The organism is Pseudomonas monteilii NBRC 103158 = DSM 14164 (assembly GCF_000730605.1).
In the GTDB taxonomy this organism is placed as follows: Bacteria; Pseudomonadota; Gammaproteobacteria; order Pseudomonadales; family Pseudomonadaceae; genus Aquipseudomonas; species Aquipseudomonas monteilii.
The window spans coordinates 60,951-76,369 of sequence record NZ_BBIS01000050.1 but is presented as its reverse complement, the minus strand read 5'-3'; the positions used below and the strand labels follow the sequence as shown (position 1 = coordinate 76,369).

The 15,419-nt window shown below is 63.3% G+C and carries 16 protein-coding genes; 12 read left to right on the top strand and 4 right to left on the bottom strand.

The window, feature by feature from the left end:
• Positions 1 to 197: 197 nt before the first annotated feature.
• Both rhtA and PM2_RS23840 read left to right on the top strand, forming a co-directional pair.
• Positions 198 to 1,085, top strand: a complete 888-nt coding sequence (rhtA, locus tag PM2_RS23845) for a threonine/homoserine exporter RhtA (protein WP_016714999.1) — start codon at positions 198 to 200, stop codon at positions 1,083 to 1,085.
• Between the two features lie 193 nt (positions 1,086 to 1,278).
• Positions 1,279 to 1,560 (top strand): hypothetical protein, encoded by a 282-nt coding sequence (locus tag PM2_RS23840; protein ID WP_016714998.1) that lies wholly within the window; start codon positions 1,279 to 1,281, stop codon positions 1,558 to 1,560.
• A 39-nt stretch (positions 1,561 to 1,599) separates the two neighbouring features.
• On the opposite strand, the gene PM2_RS23835 is transcribed toward PM2_RS23840, so the two are convergent.
• Positions 1,600 to 3,408, bottom strand: a complete 1,809-nt coding sequence (locus PM2_RS23835) for an aminopeptidase P family protein (protein WP_016714997.1) — start codon at positions 3,406 to 3,408, stop codon at positions 1,600 to 1,602.
• A 220-nt stretch (positions 3,409 to 3,628) separates the two neighbouring features.
• Between PM2_RS23835 and PM2_RS23830 the strand changes: the two genes are divergently transcribed.
• Positions 3,629 to 4,744 (top strand): DUF3182 family protein, encoded by a 1,116-nt coding sequence (locus PM2_RS23830; RefSeq protein WP_028699788.1) that lies wholly within the window; start codon positions 3,629 to 3,631, stop codon positions 4,742 to 4,744.
• Entirely contained in the window at positions 4,728 to 5,498 is a 771-nt protein-coding gene (locus tag PM2_RS23825; RefSeq protein ID WP_028699787.1) for an alpha/beta hydrolase family protein, read from the top strand. Before PM2_RS23830 ends, PM2_RS23825 begins: the two co-directional genes overlap by 17 nt.
• Here the strand turns inward: PM2_RS23825 and PM2_RS23820 are convergent.
• The gene (locus PM2_RS23820; protein ID WP_016714994.1) at positions 5,477 to 5,857 is read right to left on the bottom strand and encodes an antibiotic biosynthesis monooxygenase; all 381 of its coding nucleotides are present in this window, start codon (positions 5,855 to 5,857) and stop codon (positions 5,477 to 5,479) included. The two genes, PM2_RS23825 and PM2_RS23820, sit on opposite strands and share 22 nt — an antisense overlap.
• 54 nt (positions 5,858 to 5,911) lie before the next feature.
• The gene (locus tag PM2_RS23815) at positions 5,912 to 6,931 is read right to left on the bottom strand and encodes a GlxA family transcriptional regulator (RefSeq protein ID WP_016714993.1); all 1,020 of its coding nucleotides are present in this window, start codon (positions 6,929 to 6,931) and stop codon (positions 5,912 to 5,914) included.
• 82 nt (positions 6,932 to 7,013) lie between these two features.
• On the opposite strand from PM2_RS23815, the gene PM2_RS23810 reads away from it, so the two are divergent.
• The gene (locus PM2_RS23810) at positions 7,014 to 7,562 is read left to right on the top strand and encodes a cysteine hydrolase family protein (protein ID WP_028699786.1); all 549 of its coding nucleotides are present in this window, start codon (positions 7,014 to 7,016) and stop codon (positions 7,560 to 7,562) included.
• Positions 7,563 to 7,610: 48 nt separating this feature from the next.
• On the opposite strand, the gene PM2_RS23805 is transcribed toward PM2_RS23810, so the two are convergent.
• A complete protein-coding gene (locus PM2_RS23805; RefSeq protein WP_016714991.1) occupies positions 7,611 to 8,174 on the bottom strand; it encodes a helix-turn-helix domain-containing protein in 564 nt (187 codons plus the stop codon).
• Positions 8,175 to 8,257: 83 nt separating this feature from the next.
• On the opposite strand from PM2_RS23805, the gene PM2_RS23800 reads away from it, so the two are divergent.
• The 7 genes from PM2_RS23800 (at position 8,258) to PM2_RS23770 (ending at position 15,415) form a co-directional block, all read left to right on the top strand.
• Entirely contained in the window at positions 8,258 to 9,208 is a 951-nt protein-coding gene (locus tag PM2_RS23800) for a DMT family transporter (protein ID WP_028699785.1), read from the top strand.
• 149 nt (positions 9,209 to 9,357) lie between these two features.
• Entirely contained in the window at positions 9,358 to 12,273 is a 2,916-nt protein-coding gene (locus PM2_RS23795; protein ID WP_028699784.1) for a monovalent cation/H+ antiporter subunit A, read from the top strand.
• Positions 12,273 to 12,617 carry a Na+/H+ antiporter subunit C gene (locus PM2_RS23790; protein WP_003250128.1) on the top strand — a complete coding sequence of 115 codons (345 nt, stop codon included), beginning with the start codon at positions 12,273 to 12,275 and terminating at the stop codon, positions 12,615 to 12,617. Before PM2_RS23795 ends, PM2_RS23790 begins: the two co-directional genes overlap by 1 nt.
• Positions 12,614 to 14,293 (top strand): monovalent cation/H+ antiporter subunit D, encoded by a 1,680-nt coding sequence (locus PM2_RS23785; protein WP_016714988.1) that lies wholly within the window; start codon positions 12,614 to 12,616, stop codon positions 14,291 to 14,293. The genes PM2_RS23790 and PM2_RS23785 overlap by 4 nt, the downstream gene beginning before the upstream one ends.
• Complete coding sequence (locus PM2_RS23780; protein WP_016714987.1) at positions 14,290 to 14,778, top strand: Na+/H+ antiporter subunit E; 489 nt, start codon at positions 14,290 to 14,292, stop codon at positions 14,776 to 14,778. Before PM2_RS23785 ends, PM2_RS23780 begins: the two co-directional genes overlap by 4 nt.
• Positions 14,775 to 15,053 carry a K+/H+ antiporter subunit F gene (locus PM2_RS23775; protein WP_016714986.1) on the top strand — a complete coding sequence of 93 codons (279 nt, stop codon included), beginning with the start codon at positions 14,775 to 14,777 and terminating at the stop codon, positions 15,051 to 15,053. Before PM2_RS23780 ends, PM2_RS23775 begins: the two co-directional genes overlap by 4 nt.
• The gene (locus PM2_RS23770; RefSeq protein ID WP_016714985.1) at positions 15,050 to 15,415 is read left to right on the top strand and encodes a Na+/H+ antiporter subunit G; all 366 of its coding nucleotides are present in this window, start codon (positions 15,050 to 15,052) and stop codon (positions 15,413 to 15,415) included. Before PM2_RS23775 ends, PM2_RS23770 begins: the two co-directional genes overlap by 4 nt.
• Positions 15,416 to 15,419: the final 4 nt, after the last annotated feature.

Here is a 15,419-nt window from a genome sequence, read left to right as displayed (position 1 = left end):
GACTCAACAGGGTGGCTAGCTTCGCTTCGCTACCGCGCTGGAGTGGTGCGCATTATAGGGCCGCCTTCAAGGAGGTCAACCCTTAATTTCAATGTTTTGAAATATTTATGCCGAAGGCACTTCAGGGCTACCACGCGCCCCATCAATTGCGCACTATATTGCTCATCACTCCCCCGCCCAAGGATCGCCGCACAGAAATGAACACCCAGCCCCGCAGCCTGGCCGCCACACTCTTCCCGATTGGGCTGCTGCTTATCGCCATGGCATCGATTCAATCGGGTGCCTCCCTGGCCAAAAGCATGTTCCCCATTATCGGCGCACAAGGCACCACCGCCCTGCGCCTGATATTCGCCAGCATCATCATGCTGCTTATATTGCGCCCGTGGCGGGTACGCATGACCGCCAACACCCTGCGTAACGTGGTCATCTATGGCATGGCCCTGGGTGGCATGAACTTCCTCTTTTATATGGCGCTGCAAACGGTGCCCATCGGCATTGCCGTTGCACTGGAGTTCACCGGGCCGCTCGCCGTGGCGATCTTCTCTTCACGCCGGCCAATCGACTTCCTGTGGATTGCCCTGGCCATCGCCGGCTTGCTGTTGTTGCTGCCTGCAGGGCAAAGTGGCCAGGCACTCGACCCGGCCGGCGCTGCTTACGCGCTGGGTGCTGGCGTGTGCTGGGCCCTGTATATTCTGTTCGGGCAACGTGCCGGGGCCGAACACGGCATCCAGAGCGCCGCGCTCGGCGTGGTGGTCGCTGCACTGTTCGTCGCCCCCATCGGCATTGTCCACGCGGGCAGTGCGCTGCTCACGCCCGCGGTCATCCCCATGGCGCTGGGCGTGGCGATACTGTCCACAGCACTGCCCTACAGCCTGGAGATGGTTGCCCTCACGCGCATTCCGGCTCGCACCTTCGGCACCCTGATGAGCATCGAACCGGCGTTCGGGGCGTTGTCCGGCCTGCTTTTCCTGGGCGAAGTGCTGACGGTTACCCAATGGCTGGCGATTCTGGCAATCATTACGGCCTCTGTCGGCACCACGCTGTCCATGCGCAAGGAGCCCGCCCCAGCCGTCGCAGCAGACTGATATGAGAAATATTTTCATTTGAGACAGGATTAAAGATTGTAGCGACCCGTCTCGCTGATTAAGCTGTCACAGAATCATCATCTTTACGCTATCTACTGGACCGAACAGGGACGCTGGGGAAATTTCAGGAAGAACCGAAGCGATAACGACAGGGCCAGACGACAGCTGATCGGCCCTGCATTTAAGGACAGGAATGAAACGTATTTTTCTCATCCTGGCCATCTTGGCTATTGCTGGATGTGCCGCCACGGCCAAGACTGAGGTCAAGAGGGGCAAGAAGGGCCTGCATATCAACTGCTCCGGCCTTTCCTCTTCGTGGGACAACTGCTACAGCAAAGCCGCGAGCTCTTGCAGCACGCGCGGCTATCGGGTCATCGCACGCTCGGGCGACAGCGATGAAGAAGCCGGCGACTACTTGTTTGGCATCAACCCGGCGGGTTACACCAGCCGCAGCATGATCGTCATCTGCAAGTAGAAAAAAGGGCAGCTCATAAGCTGCCCTTTTAATTTTCCGTTACAGCGACGCGGTACGCGTCTCTAGCCAGGCCAAGGCGTCACCCTTGAGCAACGGCGCCAGGCGCTCACGCACTGTGGCGTGATAGCGGTTCAACCATTCCACCTCTTCTTTTGACAGCTGTTCGGCTAGCAGGCACCGGGTGTCGATCGGGCACAATGTCAACGTCTCGAAGTTCAGGAAATCGCCAAATGCACTCTTGCCGGCTTCACGATTGACCACCAGGTTCTCGATGCGTACACCCCATTGCCCCGGGCGATACGTACCTGGCTCGATCGAGCTGATCATGCCCGCCTGCATCGCCGTCTGCGGTGCAGGTGCCGCCTGGTAGGCAATTACCTGCGGCCCTTCATGCACATTCATGAAGTAGCCTACCCCATGCCCGGTACCGTGGCCGTAATCCACCTGGTCTGCCCAGATCGGTGCACGAGCAATGGCGTCGAGCAACGGCGACAGCACCCCACGCGGAAAGGTGGCACGCGACAGGGCAATCATGCCCTTGAGTACCCGGGTGCAATCCTGTTTCTGCTGGTGGCTGGGGTTGCCCACCGGCACCATGCGTGTGATGTCGGTGGTGCCGCCCAGGTACTGCCCGCCCGAATCGATTAGCAAAAGCCCGTCGCCCTCGATGACCGCGTGCGACTGCTCGGTAGCGCGGTAATGCGGCATGGCGCCGTTGCCATTGAAGGCAGCAATGGTCGAGAAACTCAGCGATACGAAACCCGGGCGCCGGGCGCGCGCTGCGCTCAGTTGCTCGTCAATCGTCAGCTCGGTGATTTTCTCATTGCCCAGGCTGGCCTCGAACCAGGCGAAGAATTCGCACAAGGCAGCTCCGTCCTGCTCCATGACCTGACGGATGTGAACCAGGTCTTCATCACCTTTGCATGACTTGCTCAGGGTGGTGGGGTTGATCCCCTCGATCAGCACGACCCCTGCCGAACGGTTTTCCAGCAGGCCACAGGTGACCCGTGCCGGGTCCACTAGCAACCTGCTGCCGGCCGGTACGGCACCTAAAGCCTTACCGGCCTCGCTGTAGTCGCGCACCTCGATGCCGTCGACTGCCAGCACTTGGCGCAAATGCGCGTCCACCTTGTCCTGCCCCACGAACAGAATGGCCTGCTTCTCATTGATCAACGCAAAGGCCAGAAACACCGGGTTGTAGGAGACATCACTGCCGCGCAGGTTGAACAGCCATGCGATGTCATCAAGGGTGGCAATGAAATGCCAGTCGGCGCCCTTGGCCAGCATGCCCTGACGCAACTGCGCGAGTTTTTCCGCCCGGCTCACCGTCGCATGCGGCGGTAAATGCTGGTACACCGGGTTACCCGGCAGCGCCGGGCGCCCATCCCAGACTTGCCCCAACAGATCCTTGTCGGTGACCAGCCGAGCGCCGCGAGTCTTCAGCCGCTCACCCAGTTGGCGCGCCGAGGCCAACGCCAGGACCGCACCATCCACCGCGACGCTACCGTCGGGCGCTACATTATCGCCCAGCCACTCCAACGCCCCGGGTTTGCCCGGCAACAGTTTCATCAGCTCAATGCCGCTGCCTGCCAGTTCATGCTCGGCCTGCTCCCAGTAGCGGCTGTCGACCCACAGCCCGGCGAACCCGGGGGTGACCACCAATGTGCCGACCGAGCCGTGGAAACCCGAGAGCCACTGACGCCCCTGCCAGTAACCGGGCAGGTATTCGGAAAGGTGGGGGTCGGCCGAAGGTACCAGCAAGGCATCGATGCCCTCTGCCGCCATGGCCTGGCGCAGGCGTGCCAGGCGCTGTGGCACGCTTTGCTCAAGGGTGGTCTGGACGTTCATGCGCTCTCCTGCGGCTACATCACGGTTGATCCAATGTGCCGATAATGGAACAGCCGCCAGAACCCTGCAATCGCGACGACCAAGACACGGCATGGATTGCCCGCCACGCCTTGCGCCAATCAGACACTTCCTACAACGCGCTCAGGACCACCGATCAAGTCCCGCTGAACTTCCGCAAAGTGCCGGCTTCACACACAGTACACTCACTGCCCACAGGCAAATGACCATGCCCAGTGCCTGGCATTCGAAAACCGGCGTGGTGTTGCTCGACACCCGCGAACATACGCCCGAGCATGAGCATGCCGTGCACCTCAAGCTTGCCGACGGTCTCGCCCGCCTGCTGGGTTGTCCACATGTGCCCAGGCAGCAGGCCAACGCCAACGATGGCTACTACTTCGTACCCACCGAGACCCTGATCGACCCCAGGCGCTATGCCGCCCTGGGTATTCTTGGCGAACAGGACCTGTTTGGCGGCCTGGTGTCCTACCCCCACATGGCGACCAAGGCAATCTCCCACCCGTTGCCGGCCAAGGCCAGCTTCCCACCGGGCTGGACTGACGCCTTCGCCCAACAGGCGAGTGACGCCCTGCTGCGCGGCTACACCGTGTTCAGCAAAGCCGATGCGCGCACTGCCGCACAGTTGCTGCTGCTCGACGGCCCGCTACGGGTCAAGCCGGTGCTGGCTACCGCAGGCCGCGGACAAGCGGTCATCAGCACTGCGGACGCACTGGAACCCCTGCTGGCCGATATGGACGAACAGGCGCTGGCAGTGTGGGGGCTGGTACTCGAAGAAGACCTCAATGACGTAAAAACCTTCAGCGTCGGCCAAGTGCGCGTCGCGGGGCTGACATGCAGCTATCACGGTACCCAACAGCTGACCCATGACCACCAGGGCATCGAGGTGTATGGCGGATCCGACCTTGTGGTGGTACGTGGCGACTATCAGGCGCTGCTGCAACTCCCCCTGGAAGACCACCTGCGTCTGGCGATCAACCAGGCTATCACTTACGAGCAGGCTGCCGAGCAGCACTTCCCTGGTTTCATCGCCTCACGGCGCAACTACGACATCGCTCGCGGCCTGAGCCCTCAGGGCCACCTGCGTAGTGGTGTGCTCGAGCAATCCTGGCGCTTGGGCGGCGCCAGCAGTGCCGAGCTGCTGGCCCTGCAGGCATTTGCCGATGACCCGGCATTGCAGCAGGTCCGTGCCTCCACCCACGAAGTGTTCGGCACGCCCGACCTGCCCGCTGATGCCACCCTCTTCTACCAAGGAAACGACAGTGAACTCGGACAATTCAGCAAATTTGCACGGATTCGCGAACATGGCCGTTCAGAGTGAAACCGTTGAACTGCAAGTCGACAACGACAGCATTGTTGGCACCCTGGTCAGCCCCGGCAGCAAGATGCCGGGCATCCTTTTCGTGCACGGTTGGGGCGGAAGCCAGCAGCGTGATCTGGCCCGGGCCCGGCACATCACCGGACTGGGCTGCGTGTGCATGACCTTCGACCTTCGCGGGCACGAAAAGACCGAAAGCCAACGCCTGACAGTCACGCGTGAACAAAACCTGCATGACCTGATGGTGGCCTACGACCGGCTGCTAAGCCATCCAGCCGTGGACAGTAGCGCCATCGCCCTCATCGGCAGCAGTTATGGCGGCTACCTGGCAACGCTACTGACCCGCGAACGGCCCGTCAAATGGCTGGCCCTGCGGGTACCCGCCATGTATTGGGACGACGAGTGGAACACCCCCAAGCAAACCCTCGACCGCCAACGCCTGAACGCCTACCGGCAGCAATCGCTTGGCCCGGCTGACAACCGCGCACTGGCAGCGTGCGCCGAGTTCAGCGGGGATGTCTTGCTGGTGGAGTCCGAACAAGACGACTATGTACCGCACAGCACGCTGATGAGCTACCGCTCGGCATTCATCAGCGCCCATTCGCTCACCCATCGCATCGTCGACGGGGCCGATCACGCGCTGTCCAGCGAAGAGAGCCAGAAAGCCTACAGCTCGATCCTGGCAGCCTGGATCAGCGAAATGGTCATCGGTGCCCGACTGGACCGCTACCCGCATTACGCGCCTTGGTATGCCTGAAGCTCGCCCACCTGACAATGCAGGCCGCCATCGGCGCCGCGCACCAAACTGCGCAGCGTCTGGTAGGCTGCAAAGTTCACCCCGCGCGCCTGATGCTGCCCCAGCAGCTCAAGGAAGGGCTCCTCAACGAAGTACACGGCCGCCGCCGACCAGGCCTGGCGTGACTGCCATTGCAGGTACTGCAGCACCCGGCTGCCATCGTCACTGGCCTGGACACTGACACCCTGCAGCCCCTCACAGCGCGCAGCAAGGTCTTCGCTTCGCGCCACCAAGGCCTGAGCCAATGCTTGTTGGCACATGCTGGGCACTTCGTATTCGATCATCTGGGTGAACCAAAGGGCATGAGGGTTTGCCGACATCGGCGGTCTCCTGGTAACGGACGCATGCAGCGCGATTCCCGGCAGGGTAAAACCTCAAGCAAAGTCAAGGTCAAGTGGTTTTTGAGCACCCTGGCCTGATACCGCAAAACGCCGTCGATAGTCACTTGGGGTCAGGCCGGTAATGCGCTGAAACACCTTGCGAAACGCACCCGGGTCCTGGTAACCGACACCCCAGGCAATCTGTTCGACGTTGCGCCGGGTGAACTCCAGCAAACGGCAGGCTCGCCCTACCCTCACCTGCTGGCAATACTCGGTCGGCCGCAGCCCGGTGGCGGCACGAAAGCGCCGCAGGAAGGTGCGCGCTTCCAGCCCCGCGCACGCAGCCATCGCCGCAAGGTCAGCCTCCTGCCCGCCATTGCCCTGCAACCAATGTTGCACCTTCAACACGGCCTCGTCGCCGTGGTCCAGGCGCGGACTGAACAGTGCCCCAGGCAAGGGCGCTGTAGTCGGCTCAACGGCCAGGTAGCGAGCGGTCTCTCGCGCCACCGTCGCCCCAAGAAATCGCTCCAGCAGGCGCAAGCCCAGGTCAGTCCAGGCCATCAACCCTGCCGAGGTCACGATATCGCCGTCGTCCAGCAACGGCTGCCGGGCCTCTACCCGCACCTTGGGGAAGCGCTGGGCAAGGGCATGCACGTAGTTCCAGTGGGTGCAGGCCGGGCGCCCGTCGAGTAGCCCACTGGCGGCAATGAAAAACACCCCTATGCAAACCGACGCCAGCACCGTACCGCGCCCGTGCAACTGGCACAGCGACGTGCGGTGACGGTCAAGCAGTTCGGCTTGCGGGGCCGACTCCAGGCTGGGTGGAATGATCAATACACTCAGGCCCGGTGCAGCAGTCGCGGAGCTATCCGGGGCTGGCAGCAACTGCCCTGCCTCGTCGGCCTGCCAGAAGCTGACGCGAATGTGCGGCAGTTCGACAGCCCCCAGTTCGGCCGCAACCCGGTTGGCCACCAGGAACAGGTCGGCCAGGCCATATACGGCCGCGCGCTGCACGCCGGGGTACAGCAGCAGGCCGATGTCCAAGCTGGCGGGGATGTCAGTTTTTGCCCGCATAGTGTCGTTCGCGCCAATCCTCAGGTTCGTGCACACAGCCTATAACTAACGCCTACCAACGACTACTGCCACAGGAGGCAGCATGAGCAAGCAGGCGCTGATCATCATCGACATCCAGAACGACTACTTCCCGGGCGGCAAATGGACCCTCGATGGCGCCGACCAGGCGGCCGACAACGCTGCACGGTTGCTGGCAGCCGCACGCCAGCGCGGCGACCTGGTGGTGCATGTGCGCCATGAGTTCGACAGCGCCGATGCCCCCTTCTTTGCACCGGGCTCGCAGGGTTCGGCGATCCATTCCAAGGTCGAACCGGCAGCAGGCGAACCGGTGGTGCTCAAGCACAAGGTCAACGCCTTCCTCGGTACCGACCTTGAGCACACGCTGGACCGGCATGGCGTCGAGGCCCTGACCATCGTCGGCAGCATGAGCCATATGTGCATCGATGCCGCCACCCGTGCTGCGGCCGACCTGGGTTACGAGGTGACCGTGGCGCACGATGCCTGTGCGACCCTGCCGCTGGCGTTCGACGGCAGGCAGGTAGCGGCGGCGCAGGTTCATGATTCGGCGATGGCGGCGCTGGCATTTGCCTATGCCAAGGTCGTGAGGACTGATGAGTTGCTTGAAGGCTGATCGGCTCGAAAGCTTTGGGGCTATGCATCAGCCCCAAAGCTTGCAGGCTCAAATCACCACATTACGCACGAACCGCACCGCCACCGCCCCATCATTACGGTATGCATACCGGCAGTTGCTGGGAAACACATGGAACTGCCCCACCAGCAGACGATGCTCGCCCCCTTCGATGATCAACGTCAGCTGCCCTTCAGCCACATAAATCTGCTCGCTCCAGCCTTCGGCATCGGCCTCGCTGGAATAGCACTCACCCGGCGCCAGGGTCCACTCCCACAGCTCCACCTCACGCCGCGCCGGGCTGGTGCCAAGCAACACTGCCCGGCTCTGCGGATGTTCACCCGCCCAGGCCAGCTCTTCGATGCGCCCGGGATCACGCCGATCAGGCGCCTGGATCAAGGTACTGAATGCCACCCCCAAGGCTTCGGCGATCAAGTCCAGCGTGGTCAGGCTGACGTTCTTTTCCCCCGCCTCGATCGCCACCAGCATGCGCCGGCTAACCCCGGAGCGCTCGGCCAACGTCGCCTGGCTCATGCCAGCCGCGTTGCGCAGGCTGCGCACATTGAGGCTGACATGTTGAAGCACCGATGCGCGGTGCGCGGAATCTTTGTGCACTATATTGCTCACTGGTCGAGATTGCGCAGTATACTGCCCACTTTGCGGCGATTGTGCGCCGCCCCCTCCGAGTGCGCAAGACCATGAGCCAGGCCAGCAACAAACCGACCCCCAACGTTACCTTTCGCCTGAGCAAGGCTGAACTGGTGCTGGTCTTCATCACCATGTTGTGGGGCGGCACCTTCCTGCTGGTGCACAACGTGATGACCGTCAGCGGCCCGATGTTCTTCGTCGGTTTGCGCTTTGCTGCAGCCGCACTGTTCGTGGGCGTGGTCTCGGCGCGGGCATTGCCCGGACTGACCTTCACCGAGCTCAAGGCCGGCATGCTGATCGGTGTATCGATCATGCTCGGCTATGGCTTACAAACCATGGGCCTGCAAACCATCAGCAGCAGCCAATCGGCGTTCATCACTGCGCTGTACGTGCCGTTCGTGCCGCTGTTGCAGTGGCTGGTGCTGGGCCGACGGCCTGGCCTGATGCCCAGCATCGGCATTTGCCTGGCATTCATCGGCCTGATGCTGTTGGCCGGGCCGGAAGGCGGCAGCCTGCATTTCAGCGAGGGCGAGGTGGTCACCTTGGTCAGCGCCGTCGCCATCGCCGGCGAAATCATCTTGATCAGCCGCTACGCCGGCCAGGTCGACGTACGCCGGGTTACCGTGGTGCAACTGGCGACCGCATCGTTGCTGGCGTTTCTGATGATCGTGCCAACCCAGGAGCGTATCCCCGACTTCTCCTGGCTGCTGCTGGGCAGCGCCGTAGGCCTGGGCGCCATGAGCGCAGTTATCCAGGTGGCGATGAACTGGGCACAGAGGTCGGTTTCGCCTACCCGGGCCACGCTCATCTACGCCGGTGAGCCAGTGTGGGCCGGGATCGTCGGGCGCCTGGCGGGCGAACGCCTGCCGGGCGTGGCACTGTTCGGAGGCCTGCTGATCGTCATCGCGGTGGTGGTGAGCGAGCTCAAAGTGCGTCGCCCGCGCGAAGCCATCGAGGCACGCGATGTACAGAATGAAGGCGAACGCCAGGCAGAGCTGTGAAGTCGCTAACAGCAGCTATGCTTTGTAAACAAATGTTATAAAAAAACAGCTTGTCACAGCCTGTTTGTAGGATTCTGCGACAGCTTGCGTGTTGGTGATCACCCCCTCGGCACGTATGATCTTTGCAAACTTCTCCAGAATAGGCCGCTATGTCATTGATAGTGCTATTGCTTCTGCCGTTCGTGGGCAGTTGCTTGGCAGCCGTGCTGCCGCACAACGCACGTAACGCCGAGTCCATTCTTGCCGGGCTCGTAGCCCTGGTCGGTACCGTCCAGGTAGCACTGCTGTACCCCCAGGTTGCCCATGGCGGTGTGATTCGCGAAGAGTTCCTGTGGCTGCCCAGTCTGGGGCTCAATCTGGTACTGCGCATGGACGGCTTCGCCTGGCTGTTCTCGCTGCTGGTACTGGGCATCGGCACGCTGGTGTCGCTGTACGCGCGCTACTACATGTCACCGCAAGACCCGGTACCGCGTTTCTTCGCCTTCTTTCTGGCCTTCATGGGCGCCATGCTTGGACTGGTGATTTCCGGCAACCTGATTCAGCTGGTGTTCTTCTGGGAACTCACCAGCCTGTTCTCCTTCCTGCTGATCGGTTACTGGCACCACCGCGCCGACGCCCGCCGTGGTGCCTACATGGCGCTGATGGTGACCGGTGCAGGCGGCTTGTGCCTGCTGGTCGGGGCCCTGCTGCTCGGCCATGTGGTCGGCAGCTACGACCTGGACAAGGTCCTGGCTGCCGGCGATACCATCCGCCAGCATGCGCTGTACCCGGTGCTGCTGCCCCTGATTCTCATCGGTGCCCTGAGCAAGAGCGCACAGTTCCCCTTCCAATTCTGGCTGCCCCACGCCATGGCAGCGCCCACCCCGGTATCGGCCTATTTGCACTCTGCCACCATGGTCAAGGCCGGGGTGTTCCTGCTGGCGCGGCTGTGGCCGGTGCTTTCCGGCAGCGAAGAGTGGTTCTGGATCGTCGGCGGTGCCGGTGCCCTCACCCTGCTGCTCGGCGCGTTCGCCGCCATGTTCCAGAACGACCTCAAGGGCCTGCTGGCCTATTCGACCATCAGCCACCTGGGCCTGATTACCCTGCTGCTGGGCCTGAACAGCCCACTGGCTGCCGTTGCAGCGGTATTCCACATCCTCAACCATGCCACCTTCAAGGCCTCGCTGTTTATGGCAGCCGGCATCATCGACCATGAAAGCGGTACGCGCGACATCCGTCGCCTCAGCGGCCTGATCCGCCTGGTGCCCTACACCGCGACCCTGGCCATGGTGGCCAGCGCCTCGATGGCTGGCGTGCCACTGATGAACGGCTTCCTGTCCAAGGAAATGTTCTTCGCCGAAACCGTATTCATCAGCTCCACCGCGTGGGTCGAGGCCACCCTGCCCGTGATCGCCACACTGGCCGGTACCTTCAGCGTGGCCTATGCCCTGCGCTTTACCGTCGATGTGTTCTTCGGGCCGACCGCCCAGGACCTGCCCCACACCCCGCACGAGCCGCCACGCTGGATGCGTGCGCCGGTCGAACTGCTGGTGCTCACCTGCCTGGTGGTGGGGATCTTCCCTGCCCAGTCGGTCGGCCCGCTGCTGGCCGCTGCGGCGCTACCGGTGGTTGGCGGCACCCTGCCGGAGTACAGCCTGGCGATCTGGCATGGCTGGAACGCACCGCTGATCATGAGCCTGGTGGCCATGAGCGGCGGTATCGTGCTGTACCTGTTGCTGCGCAAGCAGCTGCGCCTGGGCCGCTTCCCCTACCCGCCGGTGATCGAACGCTTCAACGGCAAGCGCCTGTTCGAGCACGGGCAGGTTCACCTGATGGTGCTGGCGCGTCGGGTCGAGCGCCTGTTCACCTCTCGCCGCCTGCAATCGCAGCTGTTCATGCTGGTGGTCGCCGCCTTTCTCGCAGGCCTCACGCCCATGCTCTACAGCGGGCTGAGCTGGGGCGACCGGCCGAAAATTCCGGGTTCAGGCGTGTTCGTCGCACTGTGGCTGATCGCCATTGCCTGCGCCATCGGCGCCGCCTACCAGGCGAAGTACCACCGCCTGGCGGCACTGATCATGGTCAGTGTCTGCGGCCTGATGACCTGTATCACGTTTGTCTGGTTCTCCGCGCCTGACCTGGCCCTGACCCAGCTGGTGGTGGAAGTGGTCACGACTGTGCTGATCCTGCTGGGTCTGCGCTGGCTGCCACGGCGTATCGAAGGCGTGTCGCCACTACCGGGTAGCCTGGAGCGTGCGCGCATGCGCCGCCTGCGCGACCTGCTGCTGGCCGTGCTGGTGGGTGGCGGCATGGCCGTGCTGTCCTACGCCATGCTGACCCGGCCAACGCCCAACGACATCTCGTCGTTCTACCTCAGCCGTGCGCTGCCGCAGGGCGGCGGCACCAACGTGGTCAACGTGATGCTGGTGGACTTCCGCGGCTTCGATACCCTCGGTGAAATCACCGTGCTGGTGGCCGTAGCGCTGACCGTGTTCGCCCTACTGCGCCGCTTCCGCCCACCCAAAGAGAGCATGCAACTGCCGGCGCAGCAGCGCCAGCTGGCACCCGATGTGGTCACCGACCTGATCAACCCACGGCATGCCACCGACACCGCCCTGGGCTTCATGATGGTGCCGGCAGTGCTGGTGCGCCTGCTGCTGCCAATCGCGCTGCTGGTCTCGATGTACCTGTTCATGCGTGGTCACAACCAACCGGGCGGCGGCTTTGTCGCCGGCCTGGTGATGTCGGTGGCGTTCATCCTGCAGTACATGGTGGCCGGTACCCAGTGGGTCGAAGCGCAGATGAGCCTGCGCCCGCTGCGCTGGATGGGCACCGGGCTGCTGTGCGCGACCCTGACCGGGGTCGGCGCCATGCTGCTGGGCTATCCGTTCCTCACTACCCATACTGCCCACCTGCACCTGCCACTGCTGGGTGATGTGCATGTGGCCAGTGCGCTGTTCTTCGATGTCGGCGTATACACCGTGGTGGTCGGCTCGACCCTGCTGATCCTCACGGCCCTGGCGCACCAGTCGGTGCGCGCTTACCGCCCGGGCAACCCGGCGAAAACCAGCCAAGCAGGAGCCGCCTGATGGAAGAAGTGATTGCAGTCGCCATCGGCGTGCTCGCCGCCTCGGGGGTGTGGCTGATCCTGCGCCCCCGTACCTATCAGGTCATCATGGGCCTGTGCCTGCTGTCGTACGGGGTCAACCTGTTCATTTTCAGCATGGGCAGCCTCTTCATCGGCAAAGAGCCAATCATCAAGGACGGCGTCACACAGGACCTGCTGCACTACACCGACCCGCTGCCGCAGGCGCTGGTGCTTACCGCCATCGTCATCAGCTTTGCCATGACCGCGCTGTTTCTGGTGGTGTTGCTGGCCTCACGCGGCCTGACCGGTACCGACCACGTGGATGGCCGGGAGCGTGACGAATGAATGGAATGAGTCAATTGATCGTTGCGCCCATCCTGCTGCCACTGGTCACTGCCGCAGTCATGTTGCTGCTGGGTGAAAAGCACCGGCAGATCAAGGCCCGCCTGAACCTGCTGTCGACCTTCGCCGGCCTGGCAATCGCCGTCAGCCTGCTGCTATGGGTGCGCACCCAGGGGCAGGCAGCGTCGATCGGCGTTTACCTGCCGGGCAACTGGCCGGCACCGTTCGGCATCGTGCTGGTCGTGGACCACTTGTCGGCCCTGCTGCTGACCCTGACCGGGGTCATCGGCTTCAGTGCGTTGCTGTTTGCCCGTGCCCGGTGGGACGGTGCCGGGGCCAGTTTCCATGCGCTGTTCCAGATCCAGCTGATGGGCCTGTACGGTGCCTTCCTCACCGCCGACCTGTTCAACCTGTTCGTGTTCTTCGAGGTGCTGCTGGCCGCGTCGTATGGCCTGCTGCTGCATGGCTCGGGTCGCGCCCGGGTGCGCGCCGGCCTGCACTACATCGCCATCAACCTGTTCGCCTCGTCGCTGTTCCTGATTGGCGCCGCCATGCTGTATGGCGTGACCGGCACCCTGAACATGGCCGACCTGGCCCTGAAGATTCCCCTGGTGCCTGAGGCCGACCGTGGCCTGTTGCATGCGGGTGCGGCGATCCTGGCCATGGCCTTCCTGGTCAAGGCCGGTATCTGGCCGCTGAACTTCTGGCTGGTGCCAGCCTACGCTTCGGCCAGCGCACCCGTGGCTGCGTTGTTCGCCATCATGACCAAAGTCGGCCTGTATGCCGTGCTGCGCCTGTGGACTCTGCTGTTCTCCGGGCAGGCGGGGGCCTCGGCGCATTTCGGCGGCGAATGGCTGGTATACGGCGGCCTGGCCACCCTGGCGGTGGCTGCGGTATCGATCCTGGCTGCACAGCGCCTGGAGCGCATGGCAGCCCTCAGTATCCTGGTCTCGGCTGGTACCCTGCTCGGCGCGGTTGGCTTTGCCCAGGCGGCGCTGACCGGCGCGGCGTTGTTCTACCTGGTCAACTCCACCCTGGCCCTGTGCGCGCTGTTCCTGCTCGCCGAACTGGTCGAACGCTCACGCTCGGCCAATGAGGCGCCCCTGGACGAAGAAGAAGACGTGATGCCGCCCCCGCTGGAGTCGCTGCACCCGCCCAAGGGTATCAACCTCGACGACGAGCAAAAGGTGGTGATCGGCCAGATCATCCCGTGGACCATGGCCTTCCTGGGCCTGAGCTTCATCGCCTGCGCGCTGCTCATCATCGGCATGCCGCCACTGTCGGGCTTTGTCGGCAAGCTCAACCTCATCAGCGCGCTGTTCAACCCGCAGGGCCTGGGCATGCCGGCCGAACAACCGTTGAGCCCGGCAGGCTGGGGCCTGGTGGCACTGCTGATCCTGTCCGGCATGGCGTCGCTGATCGCCTTTGGCCGCGTGGGCATACAGCGCTTCTGGAAGCCCGAAGAGCGCCCGTCACCCGTGCTACGCCGCTATGAGTGCCTGCCCATCGTCATCCTGCTCGGCCTGTGCATGGTCCTCAGCCTCAAGGCCGAGCCGTTGCTGCGCTACACCCAGGACACCGCCGCCAGCCTGCAGGCGCCGGACGCCTACATCGAAGCCGTGATGGCCGCCCGGCCGATTCCTGGCCCGACCTCGCTCGACGTACAGGTGCAGCCATGAACCGACTGTTCCCCGCCCCGCTACTATCGGTTTCGCTGTTCGGCCTCTGGCTGTTGCTGAACCTCTCGGTCAGCCCCGGCAATCTGCTGCTGGGCGCCGCACTGGGTGTACTGGCCCCGCTGCTGATGGCACCGTTGCGTCCGCAGCATGCCCATGTGCGTCGGCCGCTGGTCATTGCCCGGCTGATCGGCCGGGTCGGCATCGATGTGATCGTCTCCAACCTGCTGGTGGCTCGCGGCGTACTGCGTGCCGGCAAGCAGCCACCACGCTCGGCGTTCGTGCACATACCGCTGGCATTGCGCGACGCGCACGGCCTGGCGGCACTTTCGATGATCACCACGGTGGTGCCCGGCACAGTCTGGTCCGAACTGGCGCTGGACCGCAGCGTCTTGCTGCTGCATGTGTTCGACCTGGACGATGAAGCGGCCTTCATCCAGCACTTCAAGGACACCTACGAACGCCCGCTGATGGAGATCTTCCAATGACAGGCCTGCTCGCCAATGCTGTCCTCGCCAGCCTGTTCATCTTCGCCCTGTCCATGGGCCTGGCGCTGATCCGGCTGTTCCGTGGCCCGTCCGCCCAGGACCGTGTGCTGGCGCTGGACTACCTGTATATCCTGGCCATGCTGACCATGCTGGTGCTGGGGATCCGTTACGCCAGTGACACCTACTTCGAAGGTGCCCTGCTGATTGCGCTGTTCGGCTTCGTCGGCTCGTTTGCCTTGGCCAAGTTCCTGCTGCGCGGAGAGGTGATCGAATGACCGAAACCTTGGTACTGCCCTTCTGGCTGGAGGTGGTCACTGCCGTGCTACTGCTGACCGGCAGCCTGTTCGCCCTGGTGGGTGCCATAGGCCTGGTACGCCTGAAAGACTACTTCCAGCGGATGCACCCACCGGCACTGGCCTCGACCATTGGCGCCTGGTGCGTGGCGCTGGCGTCGATCATCTACTTTTCCTGGCTCAAGGACGCGCCTGTGCTGCACGCCTGGCTGATTCCGATCCTGCTGTCGATCACAGTGCCGGTAACCACGCTCTTGCTGGCGCGGGCGGCGCTGTTCCGTAAGCGCATGTCGAAAGAGCCGGTGCCCGAAGAGGTTAGCAGCGGTCGCGACCGCGGTAACTGAAGGT

Excerpts from the sequence above, each read along its gene's own strand:
- PM2_RS23775 (WP_016714986.1), top strand. The coding sequence starts at position 14,775 with ATGACAGGCCTGCTCGCCAATGCTGTCCTCGCCAGCCTGTTCATCTTC.
- rhtA (WP_016714999.1), top strand. The coding sequence starts at position 198 with ATGAACACCCAGCCCCGCAGCCTGGCCGCCACACTCTTCCCGATTGGG.
- PM2_RS23790 (WP_003250128.1), top strand. The coding sequence starts at position 12,273 with ATGGAAGAAGTGATTGCAGTCGCCATCGGCGTGCTCGCCGCCTCGGGG.
- PM2_RS23840 (WP_016714998.1), top strand. The coding sequence starts at position 1,279 with ATGAAACGTATTTTTCTCATCCTGGCCATCTTGGCTATTGCTGGATGT.
- PM2_RS23795 (WP_028699784.1), top strand. The coding sequence starts at position 9,358 with ATGTCATTGATAGTGCTATTGCTTCTGCCGTTCGTGGGCAGTTGCTTG.
- PM2_RS23800 (WP_028699785.1), top strand. The coding sequence starts at position 8,258 with ATGAGCCAGGCCAGCAACAAACCGACCCCCAACGTTACCTTTCGCCTG.
- PM2_RS23780 (WP_016714987.1), top strand. The coding sequence starts at position 14,290 with ATGAACCGACTGTTCCCCGCCCCGCTACTATCGGTTTCGCTGTTCGGC.
- PM2_RS23810 (WP_028699786.1), top strand. The coding sequence starts at position 7,014 with ATGAGCAAGCAGGCGCTGATCATCATCGACATCCAGAACGACTACTTC.
- PM2_RS23835 (WP_016714997.1), bottom strand. The coding sequence starts at position 3,408 with ATGAACGTCCAGACCACCCTTGAGCAAAGCGTGCCACAGCGCCTGGCA.
- PM2_RS23825 (WP_028699787.1), top strand. The coding sequence starts at position 4,728 with ATGGCCGTTCAGAGTGAAACCGTTGAACTGCAAGTCGACAACGACAGC.
- PM2_RS23770 (WP_016714985.1), top strand. The coding sequence starts at position 15,050 with ATGACCGAAACCTTGGTACTGCCCTTCTGGCTGGAGGTGGTCACTGCC.
- PM2_RS23830 (WP_028699788.1), top strand. The coding sequence starts at position 3,629 with ATGACCATGCCCAGTGCCTGGCATTCGAAAACCGGCGTGGTGTTGCTC.
- PM2_RS23815 (WP_016714993.1), bottom strand. The coding sequence starts at position 6,931 with ATGCGGGCAAAAACTGACATCCCCGCCAGCTTGGACATCGGCCTGCTG.
- PM2_RS23785 (WP_016714988.1), top strand. The coding sequence starts at position 12,614 with ATGAATGGAATGAGTCAATTGATCGTTGCGCCCATCCTGCTGCCACTG.
- PM2_RS23820 (WP_016714994.1), bottom strand. The coding sequence starts at position 5,857 with ATGTCGGCAAACCCTCATGCCCTTTGGTTCACCCAGATGATCGAATAC.